The sequence below is a fragment of the Pseudoalteromonas sp. MMG033 genome, from assembly GCF_057197785.1.
The window spans coordinates 4,906,958-4,923,407 of the sequence record NZ_CM170070.1 but is presented as its reverse complement, the minus strand read 5'-3'; the positions used below and the strand labels follow the sequence as shown (position 1 = coordinate 4,923,407).

The 16,450-nt window shown below is 42.5% G+C and carries 16 protein-coding genes; 15 read left to right on the top strand and 1 reads right to left on the bottom strand.

The features are described from left to right. Positions 1-123 precede the first annotated feature (123 nt). Positions 124-1,560 (top strand): sigma-54 dependent transcriptional regulator, encoded by a 1,437-nt coding sequence (locus tag AC2CZC_RS21345; RefSeq protein WP_484583336.1) that lies wholly within the window; start codon positions 124-126, stop codon positions 1,558-1,560. Positions 1,561-1,568: 8 nt separating this feature from the next. Here AC2CZC_RS21345 and AC2CZC_RS21340 read toward each other — a convergent pair whose 3' ends face one another. Then, positions 1,569-2,186 (bottom strand): DNA-3-methyladenine glycosylase I, encoded by a 618-nt coding sequence (locus tag AC2CZC_RS21340; RefSeq protein ID WP_484583335.1) that lies wholly within the window; start codon positions 2,184-2,186, stop codon positions 1,569-1,571. Positions 2,187-2,443: 257 nt separating this feature from the next. Here AC2CZC_RS21340 and AC2CZC_RS21335 point away from each other — a divergent pair, with 257 nt between their 5' ends. The 14 genes from AC2CZC_RS21335 (at position 2,444) to fliP (ending at position 16,449) form a co-directional block, all read left to right on the top strand. Then, positions 2,444-3,550: a sensor histidine kinase gene (locus AC2CZC_RS21335; RefSeq protein WP_484583334.1), complete on the top strand. Its 1,107-nt coding sequence runs from the start codon at positions 2,444-2,446 to the stop codon at positions 3,548-3,550. After that, positions 3,547-4,956: a sigma-54-dependent transcriptional regulator gene (locus tag AC2CZC_RS21330; protein WP_484583333.1), complete on the top strand. Its 1,410-nt coding sequence runs from the start codon at positions 3,547-3,549 to the stop codon at positions 4,954-4,956. The genes AC2CZC_RS21335 and AC2CZC_RS21330 overlap by 4 nt, the downstream gene beginning before the upstream one ends. A 154-nt stretch (positions 4,957-5,110) precedes the next feature. Beyond that, complete coding sequence (gene fliE, locus AC2CZC_RS21325) at positions 5,111-5,446, top strand: flagellar hook-basal body complex protein FliE (protein ID WP_063363410.1); 336 nt, start codon at positions 5,111-5,113, stop codon at positions 5,444-5,446. Positions 5,447-5,471: 25 nt separating this feature from the next. Beyond that, positions 5,472-7,190, top strand: a complete 1,719-nt coding sequence (gene fliF, locus AC2CZC_RS21320; RefSeq protein WP_063363409.1) for a flagellar basal-body MS-ring/collar protein FliF — start codon at positions 5,472-5,474, stop codon at positions 7,188-7,190. After that, positions 7,183-8,223, top strand: coding sequence for a flagellar motor switch protein FliG (gene fliG / locus AC2CZC_RS21315; RefSeq protein WP_484583332.1), 1,041 nt, complete (start codon positions 7,183-7,185; stop codon positions 8,221-8,223). The genes fliF and fliG overlap by 8 nt, the downstream gene beginning before the upstream one ends. A gap of 3 nt (positions 8,224-8,226) precedes the next feature. Then, on the top strand, positions 8,227-9,045 hold the full coding sequence (gene fliH, locus AC2CZC_RS21310) for a flagellar assembly protein FliH (RefSeq protein WP_484583331.1): 819 nt from the start codon (positions 8,227-8,229) through the stop codon (positions 9,043-9,045). A 20-nt stretch (positions 9,046-9,065) separates the two neighbouring features. Further along, positions 9,066-10,409 carry a flagellar protein export ATPase FliI gene (gene fliI / locus AC2CZC_RS21305; protein ID WP_484583330.1) on the top strand — a complete coding sequence of 448 codons (1,344 nt, stop codon included), beginning with the start codon at positions 9,066-9,068 and terminating at the stop codon, positions 10,407-10,409. Next, entirely contained in the window at positions 10,409-10,855 is a 447-nt protein-coding gene (fliJ, locus tag AC2CZC_RS21300) for a flagellar export protein FliJ (RefSeq protein ID WP_484583329.1), read from the top strand. Before fliI ends, fliJ begins: the two co-directional genes overlap by 1 nt. 83 nt (positions 10,856-10,938) lie before the next feature. Beyond that, on the top strand, positions 10,939-13,221 hold the full coding sequence (locus AC2CZC_RS21295) for a flagellar hook-length control protein FliK (protein WP_484583328.1): 2,283 nt from the start codon (positions 10,939-10,941) through the stop codon (positions 13,219-13,221). A 46-nt stretch (positions 13,222-13,267) separates the two neighbouring features. Next, a complete protein-coding gene (gene fliL / locus AC2CZC_RS21290; RefSeq protein WP_039609455.1) occupies positions 13,268-13,792 on the top strand; it encodes a flagellar basal body-associated protein FliL in 525 nt (174 codons plus the stop codon). Positions 13,793-13,801: 9 nt separating this feature from the next. Further along, positions 13,802-14,896 carry a flagellar motor switch protein FliM gene (fliM, locus tag AC2CZC_RS21285; protein WP_063363404.1) on the top strand — a complete coding sequence of 365 codons (1,095 nt, stop codon included), beginning with the start codon at positions 13,802-13,804 and terminating at the stop codon, positions 14,894-14,896. 25 nt (positions 14,897-14,921) lie between these two features. Further along, the gene (gene fliN, locus AC2CZC_RS21280; RefSeq protein WP_484583327.1) at positions 14,922-15,317 is read left to right on the top strand and encodes a flagellar motor switch protein FliN; all 396 of its coding nucleotides are present in this window, start codon (positions 14,922-14,924) and stop codon (positions 15,315-15,317) included. A gap of 23 nt (positions 15,318-15,340) precedes the next feature. After that, on the top strand, positions 15,341-15,700 hold the full coding sequence (gene fliO, locus AC2CZC_RS21275) for a flagellar biosynthetic protein FliO (RefSeq protein WP_484584914.1): 360 nt from the start codon (positions 15,341-15,343) through the stop codon (positions 15,698-15,700). Between the two features lie 5 nt (positions 15,701-15,705). After that, entirely contained in the window at positions 15,706-16,449 is a 744-nt protein-coding gene (fliP, locus tag AC2CZC_RS21270) for a flagellar type III secretion system pore protein FliP (protein WP_484583326.1), read from the top strand. Position 16,450 lies beyond the last annotated feature (1 nt).

Here is a 16,450-nt window from a genome sequence, read left to right as displayed (position 1 = left end):
AAACATACTCAGTGGCATTTATTTGGCGTTTACGTCAATAATTTGCCACTTAGGTATTGCATCCCTTAGATACTCCCTTACAATCATACCCATAGACTTATAAATTTTTTGGATCCAGTCCAAATGATACTGATCATCGATAAAAACAATAATCGCGCTTCTGGATTAGCTGCTGCATTGTCATTTTGTGGGCAACCAGCAAGCGTAGTTGCTGAATCAGACTTTAGCCCAGAGCTGGTAAAAAAGTATCAAGATTGTAAAGTGGTTCTTGGCGCACTCGATGGATTGGATCATGAGCGCCACATAAAAAGCCTTCCTGCTCACCCCTTTATTTTAGTGGGCGAAACACTTAGACCTTTATTGTCTCTAGCGAATGTGATCGGGTTAATAACCGAGCCTTTTAGTCACGATGTGACAATGCAGCTACTGCACGATTGCCAACAGTACTTGAGTCTGTTGCCGGGTCAAACGGAGCAAGGGCGTGACGCCAGGTCATTTGACGGGCTTGTCGGTGATACAGAAGCGGTAAAAGAAGTGAGGTTTTTAATCTCTCAAGTTGCACAAACTGATGCCAATGTCCTGATCTTAGGTGAATCTGGAACCGGTAAGGAAGTTGTAGCTAGAAATGTACATTTACTTTCTAACCGTTCTGATGGTCCTTTTGTGCCTGTAAACTGTGGTGCTATTCCTGGAGAGCTACTAGAAAGTGAACTATTTGGCCATGAGAAAGGGGCGTTTACAGGTGCCATTTCTGCTCGTAAAGGGCGCTTCGAATTGGCTCAAAATGGTACGTTATTCCTAGATGAAATTGGCGATATGCCACTGCAAATGCAAGTCAAGTTACTGCGCGTTTTGCAAGAGCGAAGTTATGAAAGAGTCGGTGGAACCAAGCCAATTCAAGCGAATGTTCGCGTCATAGCTGCGACACACCGAAACCTCGAGGAAATGATAGAAGAGGGGAAATTTAGAGAAGACTTGTTTTATCGCCTAAACGTTTTCCCTATTGAGAATCCATCGCTCAGTCAGCGTGTTGATGATATTCCACTTCTATTGAAGGAGCTTCTTCGTAGAGTGACTGAGCAAGGTAATAAAGGGGTTAAGTTCACCGATAGAGCTATTGAAAGTTTAAAGTCTCATGCTTGGCCAGGCAATATTCGTGAGCTGGCTAATTTGGTGGAGCGTATGGCGATTATGTTTCCTGACAAATTGGTTGATGTCACTGATTTGCCAATTAAGTATCGCTATATTGAAGTGGAAGCCTTTGAGCCTGAATACCCTGAAGAACTAATGGAAAGAGATGCCTTCAATGATTTATTTAGTGAAGGCTTTAGTGATTTTGAAGAGGAAGAGGATATTGTGGCGCCAGAGCAACCTATGCTCGGTTTGCTGCCTGATGAAGGGATCGAATTAAAAGATTACTTGGCTGATTTGGAGATTAGCCTTATTACTCAAGCGTTAGAGCGATATGATTACGTCGTAGCACGTGCTGCTGAAATACTTGGGGTCAGGCGCACGACACTTGTCGAAAAGATGAAAAAGTACAATCTTAATCGAGATTAAGGTTGTTACTAAATAGGTTCTTTGCTTAGCAGTTCAGCTAAGTTTAAAGTGTCGATTAGGTCGATTAACGGCTGCTTCCTGTGGCAGCCGTTGTCATGATCATTGACCATACCACAAGCTTGCATATGTGCGTAGATTGTCGTAGGTCCCAAAAATTTAAACCCTCTCTTTTTCAAATCCTTGGCAAATTTTTCGCTTATTTCACTTGTAGTGGGGTAGTCATCTTTACTTTTTATATCATTGATGATTGGGGTAAAGTCCACAAATGCCCATTGGTATTTAGCAAAGCTGCCAAAAGCTGACTGAACCTCGATAAAACGTTGTGCATTGTTTATGGTGGCCAATATTTTGGCTTTATTACGTACAATTCCTTTATTATCCATAAGCGTATCTACATCTTGCTCTGACATGTTTGCGACTTTCTGGACATCAAACTTTTTAAAGGCGGCTCTGTAGTTTTCACGTTTTTTTAAGATGGTATACCAGCTTAATCCAGCTTGTGCAGACTCCAAAGTAATAAATTCAAATAATTTGTGATCATCCCAAATAGGCACTCCCCATTCTTGATCATGATAAGCAACATAATCTGGTTTGCTCTCATCAAGCCATAAACATCTTTTGCACATTTTAGTTCTCTGGTGAGGGTGTCATATTAGTATTTATCTTACATAAAGTATTTTTAATCAAGATATAGTGAGATTGATTTGAATGTGAATGCAGCACTTTGAAAGTATCTTAAAAAGTGTGCTATTGGTGCGCTAACAATGGGAGTGTCAAAGTTTTGTCCTGCCAATTTTTCATTTAACTACTTGTTATTTATATTAAATAAATTTGGCACGCGATTTGCTTTTATCATGTCAGGAAGATACATGAGAGTAGTGTCATGGCGTTAGCGAAAGTGATAAATCCACAATTTGTGCCAGAAAATCAATATAACCCTTGCCTGTTGCAAGAAGCATATATTGGTGAGCTGAGCGACTTGCGACAACAAGCAAGCTGGTTGGGCCATTTGGTCGATACTATGCCAGCCGGCGTCGTTGTATTGGATGGTCAAGGTATGATTGCCAAAGCAAATCAAATTGCCAAAGATATGCTAGGTGAGCCGCTAGAGGGTGAGAAATGGTTTAACATCATTCAGCGCTCTTTTAGTCCACAGCAGGATGATGGGCATGAAGTATCATTGCGTGATGGTCGCTTAATTAAGCTTGAAATATCAGCACTGACACCAGAGCCGGGTCAATTGATCTTAATGACAGATCTGACTGAAACTCGCCGCCTTCAAGCTCGAGTGGCTCATATGCAGCGTTTGAGTGCGCTTGGTAAAATGGTGGCATCGCTTGCGCATCAAGTCCGTACACCACTTTCTGCTGCCATGTTATATGGCGCAAACTTGGGGAGTGAAAACTTACCGACCAAGTCACGTGAAAAATTCCATAATAAGCTCATGTCCAGACTTAAAGACCTTGAAAATCAAGTCAATGATATGCTGTTGTTCGCTAAAAGTGGTGAGCAGCAGGTTATCGAACAAGTATCGATGCAGCAGTTACTTAATGAGGTGAAGGCGGGCTCTGATGCAATGTTGTCATTACATCATGCCAAATTAGACGTCATATTACCCGATCCAGATATTGAAATTATTGGTAATAAAACCGCTTTGGCGAGTGCTATTCAAAATCTGATCCATAACAGTGTTCAAGTCATTGGCTCGGGCGCAGAAATTACGGTAAGTGCTGTGAAAGATCAAGGTGACCATGTTCGAATAGCTGTGTGTGACAATGGGCCAGGTGTTGACATGAGTTTGGCAGACAAGCTCTTTGAACCATTTTTTACTACGAAATCACAAGGTACTGGACTGGGGTTAGCAGTTGTTAGTTCAGTTGCCAATTCGCATAAGGGGCGCGTTGAAGTAAACAATGAGCCAAGCGGAGGAGCATGCTTCAGTATGCTATTACCTATATCTCAACATACTCAACTTCAGGAGGTTGTATGAGCAATAAAATTCTAGTCGTTGAAGATGACGCAGGTTTACGAGAAGCACTATTGGACACATTAGAGCTTGCTGGCATTGATTGTGTTGAGGCTGATAGCGCAGAGCAAGCCATAGTATTACTCAAACAGCAAAGTTTTTCGCTGGTGGTGAGTGATGTTCAAATGGGACAAATGAGTGGTATAGATTTGCTTAAAAGCATTAAGCTGAATTATCCAAATCTACCTGTTTTGATGATGACGGCGTACGCAACGATTGATGATGCTGTAGAAGCTATGCGACTTGGTGCGATTGATTACATGGCTAAGCCATTTGCACCGGAAGTATTGTTGAATATGGTAAGCCGTTACATGCCTGAAAAGGAAAAAGAAACGGATGGCCCTATTGTCGCTGATCCAAAAAGTCTTCAGTTATTAAGCCTTGCCAAAAAAGTGGCGCTGTCAGATGCCAGTGTGATGGTATTGGGCCCAAGTGGCTCGGGTAAAGAAGTATTGGCTCGTTATATTCATGATAGTTCTGAGCGTAATAGCGAGCCTTTTGTCGCCATTAACTGTGCGGCGATCCCTGAAAATATGCTTGAGGCGACTCTATTTGGGTATGAAAAAGGCGCATTCACAGGTGCAATACAGGCTTGTCCTGGTAAGTTCGAGCAAGCACAAAAAGGGACCATCTTACTCGATGAAATTACAGAGATGGACTTAGGTTTGCAGGCAAAACTTCTACGTGTTTTACAAGAGCGCGAAGTAGAAAGGTTAGGTGGCAGAAAAACCATCGAATTGGATGTCAGAGTTTTGGCGACCAGCAACCGAGATTTGAAAGATGCAGTGGCTGAAGGCAAATTCCGAGAAGATTTGTATTATAGATTAAATGTTTTTCCGCTGACTTGGTTACCTTTGAAAGAGAGAGCCGCAGACATTGTGCCTTTAGCTGTGCACCTGATTGATAGACATTGTCAAAAATCGAATCAATTGGCTCCTAAGTTAACCGTGGCTGCGCAGCAAAAATTATTACAGCATGCTTGGCCCGGCAATGTGAGGGAGCTGGATAATGTTGTTCAACGCGCATTGATCCTACAGCAGGGAGATCAAGTTACTGATGCTGACATTTTCATTGAAAATTTAGCTCCAGTGGAACTATCGACTGAACAGGTTTTGGCTTCTCGGCCCGTTGAGCTTGATGCTTCACCGTATAATGCTTACCCAAACATGGAATCTGAAACACCTAGCTCTAGTGATAATATGAGTTACAAAGAAGAGCTTCAGGACAAAGAACATCAAATTATATTGGACACGCTTACTCGCTGTAATGGTAAACGAAAAGATGTTGCTGAAATACTTGGGATCAGTCCAAGAACGCTTAGATATAAATTGGCCAAAATGCGGGATTTAGGCCTGCCAGTCCCAGCTTAATATCTTATAAAGCAACCAGTTAAAATCTGGTTGCTTTTTCACCTGTCAAAAAACCGACCTCCCAATTAATTCTTCAAGTTATTGATTTTAAACCATTAAAAGTTGGCATGCATCATGCTTTATTCCTTGTGAGAGAATTTACAGGGTGAGCAACATGAAAATTCAAAATACCAGTTTATATCAAGAGATGCAGTCTATGGCATCTCAAGCAGGCCGTATCGAGCCTCAAGTGAAGCAACCCATGGATGCTACAGCGGCGACATCAAGCGCGCAGTTTGGTGATATTTTGAAAGGCGCGTTAAATAACGTCGCTGATCTGCAAAGAGATGCAAAAGCGAAAGTCACCGCAGTAGAAATGGGGGATCGCAGTGTTTCCTTAGCAGAAGCAATGATTGCAAAAAACAAATCATCAGTGGCCTTTGAAGCAACCGTTCAAGTTCGTAACAAACTTGTCGAAGCTTACAAAGACATTATGAGCATGCCTGTGTAATTAATGAGATGATTGGAGAGTAACTGTGGCTACAAATCAAACGACAGATCTAGCACTTTCAGACGGCCCAGCTGGGGCAGTCGCTGAAGGCGCAGACACCCAGCAAGAGCAAAAGTCTGGTTATTTTAGTGCTTTAAGTGGCGTTGATATGCTACGTCAAGTTACGCTCGTAATCGCCTTAGCAATTTGTTTGGCAATCGCCATCTTCATTATTATTTGGGCTCGCCAACCTGATATGCGCCCACTTGGTCAGTACCCAACTGATGAGCTAGTCCAAACACTCGATTTTCTAGATGCGCAAAAAATTGAGTATGAACTAGATGGCAATACCATCATGGTTGCTGAAACAGATTATCAAAATATCAAACTTAAAATGGCGCGAGATGGCTTTACACAATCGCCAACCTCCGGCACTGATATTTTGATGCAAGATATGGGTTTTGGCGTCAGTCAGCGTCTTGAGAGAGAAAGGCTGAAACATAGCCGTGAGCAGCAATTAGCGCGCACAATTGAAGAATTACAAGATATTAATCGTGCTAAAGTGCTACTCGCCATACCTAAAGAGAATGTATTTGCTCGTCGTGAGAAAAAGCCTTCCGCAACTGTGGTGTTAACAATGAAGCGTGGTCGTACGCTCGACGGAGAAGAAGTTGACTCTATTGTTGATATTGTAGCCTCGGCTGTTCAGGGCCTTGAGCCTTCTCGTGTAACCGTGACAGATCAAAATGGTCGTTTATTAAATTCAGGTTCGCAAGATTCATTGGCGGCACGTTCTCGTAAAGAATATGAAATAGAACGCAAACGTGAGTCAGAGTACTTATCAAAAATTGACAGTATCATGATCCCAGTGGTTGGCTTGGGTAACTTTACTGCACAAGTTGATCTGACCATGGATTTTAGCGCAGTTGAAGAAACGCACAAACGCTTTAACCCAGACTTGCCTGCAGTGCGCAGTGAAACAACATTTGAAGAGAATAACATTGGTGGGATCACCGCCGGTATTCCTGGCGCATTAACTAACCAGCCACCAATGGACTCAAATATTCCAGAAGTCGCTGGCCCAGGCGGCAGCGGTAAAGGCACGACTCCTAGCCGCTCTCAAAGAGAAGCAACACGAAACTATGAGCTGGACACCACGATTTCTCACAAGCGTCAACAAACAGGTGTTATTCGTCGGATCAGTGTGTCAGTTGCGGTTGACTATGTCGCTAAAGCCGATGCTGAGGGCAATGTGTCTATGGTGCCTAGAGCACAAGAAGAGTTGAATAACATACGTCGCTTGCTACAAGGTGGTGTTGGTTTTGATATGCAACGTGGTGATGCATTAGAAGTGGTTACAGTGCCGTTTGTACGTGAAGATATTTTAGAAGCTTCAGAGCTACCTCTTTGGGAGCAAGAGTGGTTTATGAAGGTTGCTCGTTTAGCAGCAGGTGCTTTAGTTATCATTGTATTGATAATGGCGGTAGTTCGCCCTATGCTGAAAAGACTTATTTACCCAGACGATACACTTGAGGACTATGATGAGGATGCACTTACTGCAGGTGTAGACTTAGGAGATAGTACTTTAGATATGCTTAGTAACGACTTTGATGAATCAGCTGTTGGCTTCTCCTCGGATGGTACATTACAATTGCCAGACTTACATGGAGATGAAGATCTATTGAAAGCGGTTCGAGCATTGGTAGCAAATGAGCCTGAGCTTTCTTCACAAGTGGTCAAAGCGTGGTTAACTGAAGATGAGTGATGAAGAACAAAAACAACTGCCCCCTACATTTGATGTAGAAAAGTTAGATGGCGTCGATAAAGCCGCCATTTTACTGCTCAGTTTAACAGAAGAAGATGCGGCGCAAATTTTAAAACATTTAGAACCCAAGCAAGTACAGAAAGTGGGTATGGCGATGGCGGCAATTGATGATTTGTCGCAATCCAAAATTAGTGCCGTACACAATTTGTTTATAGAACAAATTCAAAGCTTTAGTACTATTGGTTTCCAGTCTGAAGACTTTATTAAGAAGGCGCTGACTGCTGCGTTAGGTGAAGACAAAGCTGCAAGTTTAATAGACCAAATTGTTATGGGTTCTGGTGCGAAAGGGTTAGATTCACTGAAGTGGATGGACTCAAAACAGGTTGCCAACATTATCCGCAACGAGCACCCACAGATCCAAACAATTGTATTGTCATATCTAGAGCCGGAGCAATCAGCAGAGATACTTTCACAGTTTACAGAGAAAGTGCGGTTAGACTTAACAATGCGTATTGCAAACCTTGAAGAAGTTCAGCCAGCAGCATTGCAAGAGCTTAACGAAATCATGGAAAAACAATTTGCAGGCCAAGCTGGTGCACAAGCCGCGAAAATGGGCGGCTTGAAAGCTGCTGCTGACATCATGAACTACCTAGATACCAATGTTGAAGGTCAGTTAATGGACTCAATTCGTGAACATGACGAAGAGATGTCGCAGCAAATTCAAGATCTGATGTTTGTATTTGAAAACTTGATGGATGTTGAAGACCGAGGTATTCAAGCAATACTGAGGGAAGTACAGCAAGATGTCTTGATGAAAGCCATTAAAGGCGCAGATGACTCATTAAAAGACAAGATTTTAAGCAATATGTCTAAGCGTGCCGCTGAAATGATGGCCGATGATTTAGAGGCTATGCCACCTGTGAGGATCAGTGAAGTAGAAGCAGCACAAAAAGAAATATTGGCAACTGCCAGACGTTTAGCTGACTCAGGAGAGGTCATGCTTGGCGGTGGTGGTGGTGAGGAGTTCCTGTAAAGTATGTCTGATCCTAAATTTCATCGTGGACGCCCTGTTCATGGAGAGGCTGTCGATGCATTACTCGATCATTTAGAAGAGTGGCCTATACCGGATGTCAAAGAGGACCTAAGTGGGTTGAGCGGTCGTTCAACCGCAATGGGTACTCCGCTTGAAGAGCTTTATACCAAGACCGAACGTAATGCAGAGCCTGAAACTGTTGAACCTGAAATTCCGACTTTAACCTTGGAGGAGCTTGAACAAATCCGTCAGGATGCTTATGACGAGGGGTTAAAGCAGGGTCATGAGCAAGGTTATATTGAAGGGTTCGAAAAGGGAGCCAAAGAGGGTAACGAAGCTGGACAAAAAGAAGGGTTAGAGATAGGTAAGCAACAAGGCCTTGAAGATGCCAAGCCTTTGGTTGAAGAAAGGCTACAAACACTAACACAGTTAATTGAAAAAATTCATGATCCGCTTAAGCAAGTTGATGATGCTTGCGAAAAGCAATTGATTGAGCTTGTCAGTTTATTGACACAACAAATTACTTTCCACGAAATAAAGACAAACCCTGAACTGATTTTACAAGCTTTGAAAAAAGGTCTGGATGCATTACCCATCGGTGAGGTGCAACTTAAAGTCCATCTTCACCCTGATGATCTTTCTTTAGTTGAAGAAGCGTATGGCGCTGATATGATCCAAAAGCAGCAATGGCAGCTTATTCCCGAGCCTACCTTTGAACGCGGCGGCTGTGAAATTAAATCTCTGATCTCTTCTATCGATTTAACGGTAAAAACCCGTCTGACTGAAATATTGGAGAAGTTTTTGCATGACAGTGGTATCTAAGAATTATCGCGCCATGTTAAATGTCAGAGCTAGAACCTCAAAACCAATCGTTTGCACAACGTATTAATACATACCAAAAACATATCCACCCTTTTGGTGTTGCTGTGGCGGGGAGCTTAACACGTGTTGTTGGGCTAACCCTTGAAGCAAAAGGACTCAATGCTGCTGTTGGTAGTCAATGCAAAATCGAAACTATCAATGGCTTTATTGATGCTGAGGTGATTGGCTTTAATAATGATGTGCTGTATCTCATGCCCAACGATCGTATATCAGGTGTCTTGCCTGGTGCACGAGTTATCCCTCAAGTAAAAGAAGCTGGATTGCCTGTCGGTATGGGTCTACTAGGTCGTGTAGTTGACGGTTTGGGGCGACCATTAGATGGATTAGGTGCAATACAGGCAGAAACGAGACTTAAATTTGCTCAGGCTCCCATCAACCCGTTAGCCCGTCGCCCGATCAAAGAGCCCATGGATGTTGGCGTACGTGCAATTAACTCAATTATTACTGTAGGGCAAGGTCAGCGAATGGGCTTGTTTGCAGGTAGTGGTGTCGGTAAATCAGTGCTGTTGGGCATGATGACGCGAGGCAGTGAAGCCGATGTGATTGTTGTTGGCCTGGTCGGTGAGCGTGGGCGAGAAGTAAAAGAGTTCATTGATGAGATTTTAGGTGCTGAAGGGCGTCGTCGCTCTGTCGTAGTCGCTGCTCCTGCCGATGCCTCACCTTTAATGCGATTAAAAGGCTGCGAAAGTGCAGTTACAATTGCGGAGTATTTTAGAGATCAAGGTCTAAACGTTTTGTTGCTGCTCGACTCAGTAACACGTTATGCGATGGCTCAGCGTGAAATTGCGCTTGCTGTCGGAGAGCCACCGGCAACCAAAGGTTATCCCCCTTCAGTGTTTGCTAAATTACCAGCTTTGGTTGAAAGAGCAGGTAACGGCGGGGAGGGTCAAGGGTCAATCACCGCATTTTTTACTGTTCTGAGTGAAGGGGATGATATGCAAGACCCCATTGCAGATTCTGCACGAGCTATATTAGATGGTCACATTGTTTTATCAAGAGAATTGGCTGATAGTGGCCACTACCCAGCAATTGATATTGAAAAGTCCATTAGCCGTGTGATGCCGCAAGTTGTTTCAGACACACATATGCAGCAGGCGAGGATCCTGAAACAAGTTTATTCAATGTATCAGCAAAACAAAGACATGATCACATTAGGTGCTTATCAAAAAGGCAGTGATCCTATGCTTGATCAAGCTATTGCAATGATGCCAAGCGTAAACGGCTTTTTGCAACAAGGTATGAAAGATGTACTTAACTACGATGAATGCTTACAAGGCTTATCACAATTATTAGGACAAGGCTAATGGCGGCTGACAAATTATCTCTATTGCACAAGCTGGAGACTGATAAAGAAGATACGTTGCGGGTTAATTTTATTCAGGCTGAAAATAGCTTGAATGATAATCAGCAAAAGTTGAAAGGTTTGAATGACTTTCGTTTGGAATATACCCAACAGTTACATGCAAAGGCACAGCAAGGTCTGAGCAGTAGTGGGTTTACTCAATACCACAGTTTCATCAATAAAATTGAAGAGGCAATTAAGCAGCAAGCAAATACAGTTGCAACGGCAAAACGTGTTGTTGAGCAGCGCAGAAAGTTGTGGTTAGCACAGCAGTCGAAAGTAAAAGCTATTGCAAAACTCATCGAGAAGAAATTGCTGGAAAAACAACGGATCCAAGCAAAATCAGAGCAAAGAATGCTCGATGAATTCGCAACAAATATGTTTATGAGAAATAAACTGCTCAATTAGTGGCTTAAAAATTGCATTTTTTAACAAAATTGGTATTTGAAGTAGGCAAGCGGTCTTAGGTTGCCACATAAAAAGGTGAGAGTATGGCTAATGTTTCGCTAGATGTAGGTATGAACAATTCAGTTTCACCTCAACATAGACAAGCAGATGAAAGGTCAACAGAACAAGGGTTCATGGCCGTATTGGCGCAAGCAAATGAGCAGGAAGAGGCTAAAAGCACGGCGTTAGCGTCAGAAGTAAATGCTGAAGTAGAGCGCAGACAATCTGCATCACAGAGTGAAAATGGGGAAGTTGAACCTATTAAGGTACAAACAGAACCTGACGAGCCGTTGAAATTAGACGATTCACACTTACCTAAGACAGGCCCAGATATCATGTTGCAAGTAGAGAGAACAGGTGACATTGATACGCAGCCAAAAGGGGCAGGACAAACTCCGGATAGCTTATTATCGCAAATAACGGCTTCTAACAATCAGAAAACCGATGTGGAACATCATTTAGCCCCAATACCGAAGGCGATGCGAGATCATGCAGGCGAAGTTGAAGTGTTACCAGGTAACCCTGGAACAAATAAAGGGAAAAAAGGACCTATTGATCTAGTAGGGCCAATAGTAACGCAAGGGGAAAAAGCTGAGACCGGTACCGATATCATTGCAGACAATAAATCAGCATTATCATTTCGCTCTGACAAACTTTTAAACGCGGATACTCCTCAGAAGCAAAGCCAACAGACAGAACCAGAACGTTTTAAAGCCATTGATCCTGGACCTCGTTATTCTGAGGGCCCAGTTGGTGATCCGAGTAACGTGCAAGATGATGTAAAAAAGGCTGCCAATAATCCTCAGCCCCAAAAAGATATCATTACAGCTAAGGAAGTTTTTAATGGTGAAGTAAAGTCGCGTGAATGGTTCTTACATAATAAAAATGCTGCTTCTGACAACTCCGAAGTTCAGATACAAACACAACCTGATGTAGCAAGTAAAGCTGTATGGAAAGATTCAATTGATGCAAAAGATTCAACAGAACCTAAAGTGAAAACTGAATTAAAGACTGTATCAAACGATGTAACAAAGTCAGTAGAAAGTGAACCAAATAGTGAGGCTTCATATTTGGCTTCGCAGATTAGAAAAGCAGTTACTCAGGATCCGCAAGTGGTTCAACCAAAAGGGGATGTTCAGGTACAAAGTATTGACGAAACTACTTCTAAAACTGATCTAACAGCCAAGCCATCAACTGATGAGCTAAAAGCAAAGCCTGCAATTGAGGTGGCGACACAGGGAAATGAAAAAGATTTTCCAAACATCAAAGTACTTTCAGAGCTAAAGTCTATGGTTGAGCAACTTTCTCCCCAAGAGAAAAAGCAATTGGAGAGTGCCCTAAATGAGAAGTTAAGCAGTAATAAAGTGGCTGACCCTCAGGTAAAACGCCTTGAAAGTACATTATATACATTGGTAACAGGTAAACCTGCTCCTGATGTAAATCCAAAGCAGGCAAAAGATACTTCGAATAATGAGCAAGCAGCTGATAAGTTAAGTGATAGTAAGGTTAAATTGAGCAATGCAGCGGTTGAACTACCCTCTCAGCAGGTTGATAAGCCTGAAATGAGTTACAATTCTACGAAAATAACATCGATTAAAGAGGGCGTTGTGGCTGAACCAACAAAACAAAACGTAGATGTTACTTTAAGTGAAGAAGCCCCTGAAATGGCTACTGATTCAGATGGTGAGCAATCACAAAATAACAGCAGCAACCAACGTCAAACTGCCAGTGCCAATGTCGAAAATATTTTTAAAGCGATCCGTACTTTAGGTTCAGAGCAAATTCAAAGTAAAGAAGAGTTTGAGAATGTGATCCAACAGGTTGAACAATCTCGCCAGAGTCAGCAAGTCGTTCAACAACAAAGTGCCGCTCAGGTGAAAACGCCTCAAGAGCAGGGGATCATGCAAACACTTAATCTTGCACGAAATGATGCAGCAAAAATGATGCAAGAAAAAGTGAATATGATGATCAATTTAAACAATCAAGAAGCAGAGATTAGGTTAGACCCCGCTGAATTGGGTAGTATGCAAATTCGTATTCGCTCTGATGCTGAACAGGCACAGATAAACTTTGTCGTGCAAAATCAGCAAGCAAAAGAATTACTTGAAGAGTCTATGCCTAAACTTAAAGAGATGTTAGAGGAGCAGGGGATCCAATTAGGTGACAGCAGCATCGAGCAGCACTCAGAGGGTAACAGTGGCGATGGAGATAATGAGCAGAATGCTCAAGGAAAACTTGCTAATGAGAGCAGCGAGGCGCAAAATAATAAAGAACAATCAGTGACTAGCAGAAAACAAAGTGATTCAGCAATAGATTACTATGCTTAACAACTGCTATTATTAAAAAAGATTATTTAGTTATAGAAGCGCACATATGGCAGAAGAAACCGATTTAGAAATAGAAGAGGCTGGTGGGTCTAAAAAGAAACTCATCATCATCATCGCTGCAGTTGTAGTGATTTTGGGAGGTGTTGCTGGTTTCTTCTTGATGTCTGGAGGGGAGGAAGAAGAAGCCTCCTTGGCAGAAGAGTCAACCGCGGTGCAAGAAGACCTGAGTGAGCAAAATGCAGCTGAAATGGGTAGTGCGTTATATGTCGCAATGCCAAGACCTTTTGTCTTTAATGTGCCAGGTGCCAGTAGAGACAGGATAGTGCAAATTAAAGTGCAATTGCTCGTGCGTGGTGATGTTAACGAAGAAGTTGCAAAAAAGCATATACCACTGATCGAAGGCACTTTACTGGGCGTGTTTTCCACAACTACTGCGGATGAATTAAGCACAAGTGCAGGAAAAGAAACACTGCGCTTATCTGCACTGGACAAAGTTCAAGCTGCAATGGAAGGCGTCGAAGGCAGCAAGGTTATTGAACGTGTGCTGTTTACTGGTTTTGTAATGCAGTAGGACGAGATTGTGAGCGACTTATTATCACAAGACGAAATCGATGCGCTACTCCATGGTGTTGATGAAGTCGAAGAAGATGAAGTATCCACAGGAGAAGATGGCGAGGACGCTAATGCCTTGCAATATGACTTTTCCTCACAAGACCGAATCGTTCGGGGCCGAATGCCGACTCTGGAGATTGTTAATGAGCGATTTGCGAGGCACATGCGGATCAGCTTATTCAATATGATGAGACGTACAGCTGAAGTATCCATCAACGGGGTTCAAATGCTCAAGTTTGGTGAATATATCCATACCCTGTTTGTTCCAACCAGCCTTAACATGGTGCGATTCCGCCCTTTGAAAGGCACGGGTTTGATCACCATGGAAGCTCGGTTAGTATTCATTTTAGTTGACAACTTTTTTGGTGGTGATGGTCGTTATCATGCCAAAATTGAAGGCCGTGAATTTACACCTACAGAGCGACGAATTGTCCAGATGCTGCTCAAGATCATCTTTGAAGATTATAAAGAGGCTTGGGCACCCGTCATGGATGTCTCATTTGAATATTTAGATTCTGAAGTAAATCCCGCCATGGCGAATATTGTATCGCCGACGGAAGTAGTCGTAATTAGTTCTTTTCACATAGAGTTAGATGGTGGAGGTGGAGATTTTCATATCTCATTGCCATATTCTATGTTGGAACCTATTCGAGAATTACTTGATGCGGGTGTTCAATCAGATACAGAAGATACAGATCTACGTTGGAGTAAGGCTCTACGTGATGAAATCATGGATGTTGAAGTTGAGATGTCGACACAGCTATTGGAAGTTGACTTGTCGCTTCAGCAAATTATGGAATTAAAAACTGGCGATATTATACCAGTTGAAATGCCTGAGCATATAACGGTGTTTGTTGAGGAGTTACCAACTTTTAGGGCTAAAATGGGTCGCTCCAGAGACAACGTTGCGTTACAGATTAGTGAAAAAATTAAACGTCCTGAATCTGTGAAGTCTGAGCTGCATGTCTTTACCAAAGGTGGTAAAAAGCTCGATTCTGATGCAGAGTTAGCGGAATTAGAAGAAGATCTGCACCTGTCTGAAGGTGTGGACCTTGACTGGTGATCAAGTTTTTTAAGGTAGTAAGTGCATGAGTGATGATCAAGATACTATGGATGAATGGGCGGCAGCGCTTGCAGAAGCAGAAGATGTCGAACAGGGCAGTGCAGAGGTCGCTGAATTAGAAGAGCTTGAAGAGAGCAATGCCAACCTAAGTGCAGATGAAAAAAGAAAATTAGACACGATATTAGACATTCCAGTGACTATCTCAATGGAAGTTGGTCGTTCTAAAATAAATATTCGCAATCTATTACAGCTAAACCAAGGCTCCGTTGTTGAGTTAGATAGAGTTGCTGGTGAGCCGTTGGATGTATTGGTTAACGGTACGCTGATAGCGCACGGAGAAGTGGTTGTTGTAAACGACAAGTTTGGTATCAGATTAACAGATGTGATAAGCCAAGTAGAGCGAATTAAAAAGCTTAGGTAAACACGCTAACAATGACTTGGATAATGTTTGCAAATGTGGCTGCGGCAACGCAGTCTCCAGGGCCCAATTTAGATATAGTGACTGTGATTTTGTCGTTGGTATCAATCGTGGCCTTGATAATAGGATTAGCGTGGTTGGTAAAACGCGTTAATCCAAACGTAGGTAATAATCAGGACTTTAAAGTGATCAGGAGTTTACCTCTAGGGACGCGAGAGAGGCTTCTCGTTATCGAAATTGATGACAAACAGCACCTGCTCGGCGTAACTCCTCAAAATATCAATTATTTATATCAGTTAGAAACCCCTTTAGATGAAAGTCAAACGGCACCTTTCGTAAAAGAGTTGAGTCGTTTTATGAGTCAACCCACAACAAAAATAAAGTGAGTATCATGCTTCGATTCCTGATCCTGTGTGGATTAATTTTCTTCTTTCCTCAAGTGAGCGCTAATGATGGTATTGAAGCGCTGAGTGTGACGACAAACCCTGATGGTTCACAAGAATATTCGGTGACACTGCAAGTGTTAGCCATCATGACGGCGTTCAGTTTTATCCCCGCAGCACTCATCATGATGACCTCGTTTACACGGATCATTGTCGTATTGGCGATTTTACGTCAAGCGATTGGCTTACAGCAGTCGCCCTCTAATCAAATCTTGGTCGGCATGTCATTATTTTTGACTTTTTTCATTATGGCGCCCATTTTTAGTAAAATTTATGATGAGGCTGTGCAACCTTATATCAATGAAGAAATGACATCCGTGCAAGCACTGCATGCCGCAAAGGAGCCCATGAAAGCATTTATGCTATCGCAGACTCGGATCAAAGATTTAGAAACTTTTGCCAAAATCGCAGGTTATGATCAATTAGATAGTCCTGAAGACACGCCGTTTGTGGTTATCATACCTGCTTTTGTCACCAGTGAGTTGCAAACTGCCTTCATCATCGGCTTTATGTTTTTCATTCCATTTTTGATTGTCGACTTGGTGGTTGCAAGTGTACTTATGGCGATGGGTATGATGATGTTATCTCCTATGATAGTGTCATTACCGTTTAAAATAATGTTGTTTGTTTTGGTCGATGGTTGGTCATTAGTAATGGGCACATTAGCGCGAAGCTTTGGCTTGGGAGTATGAA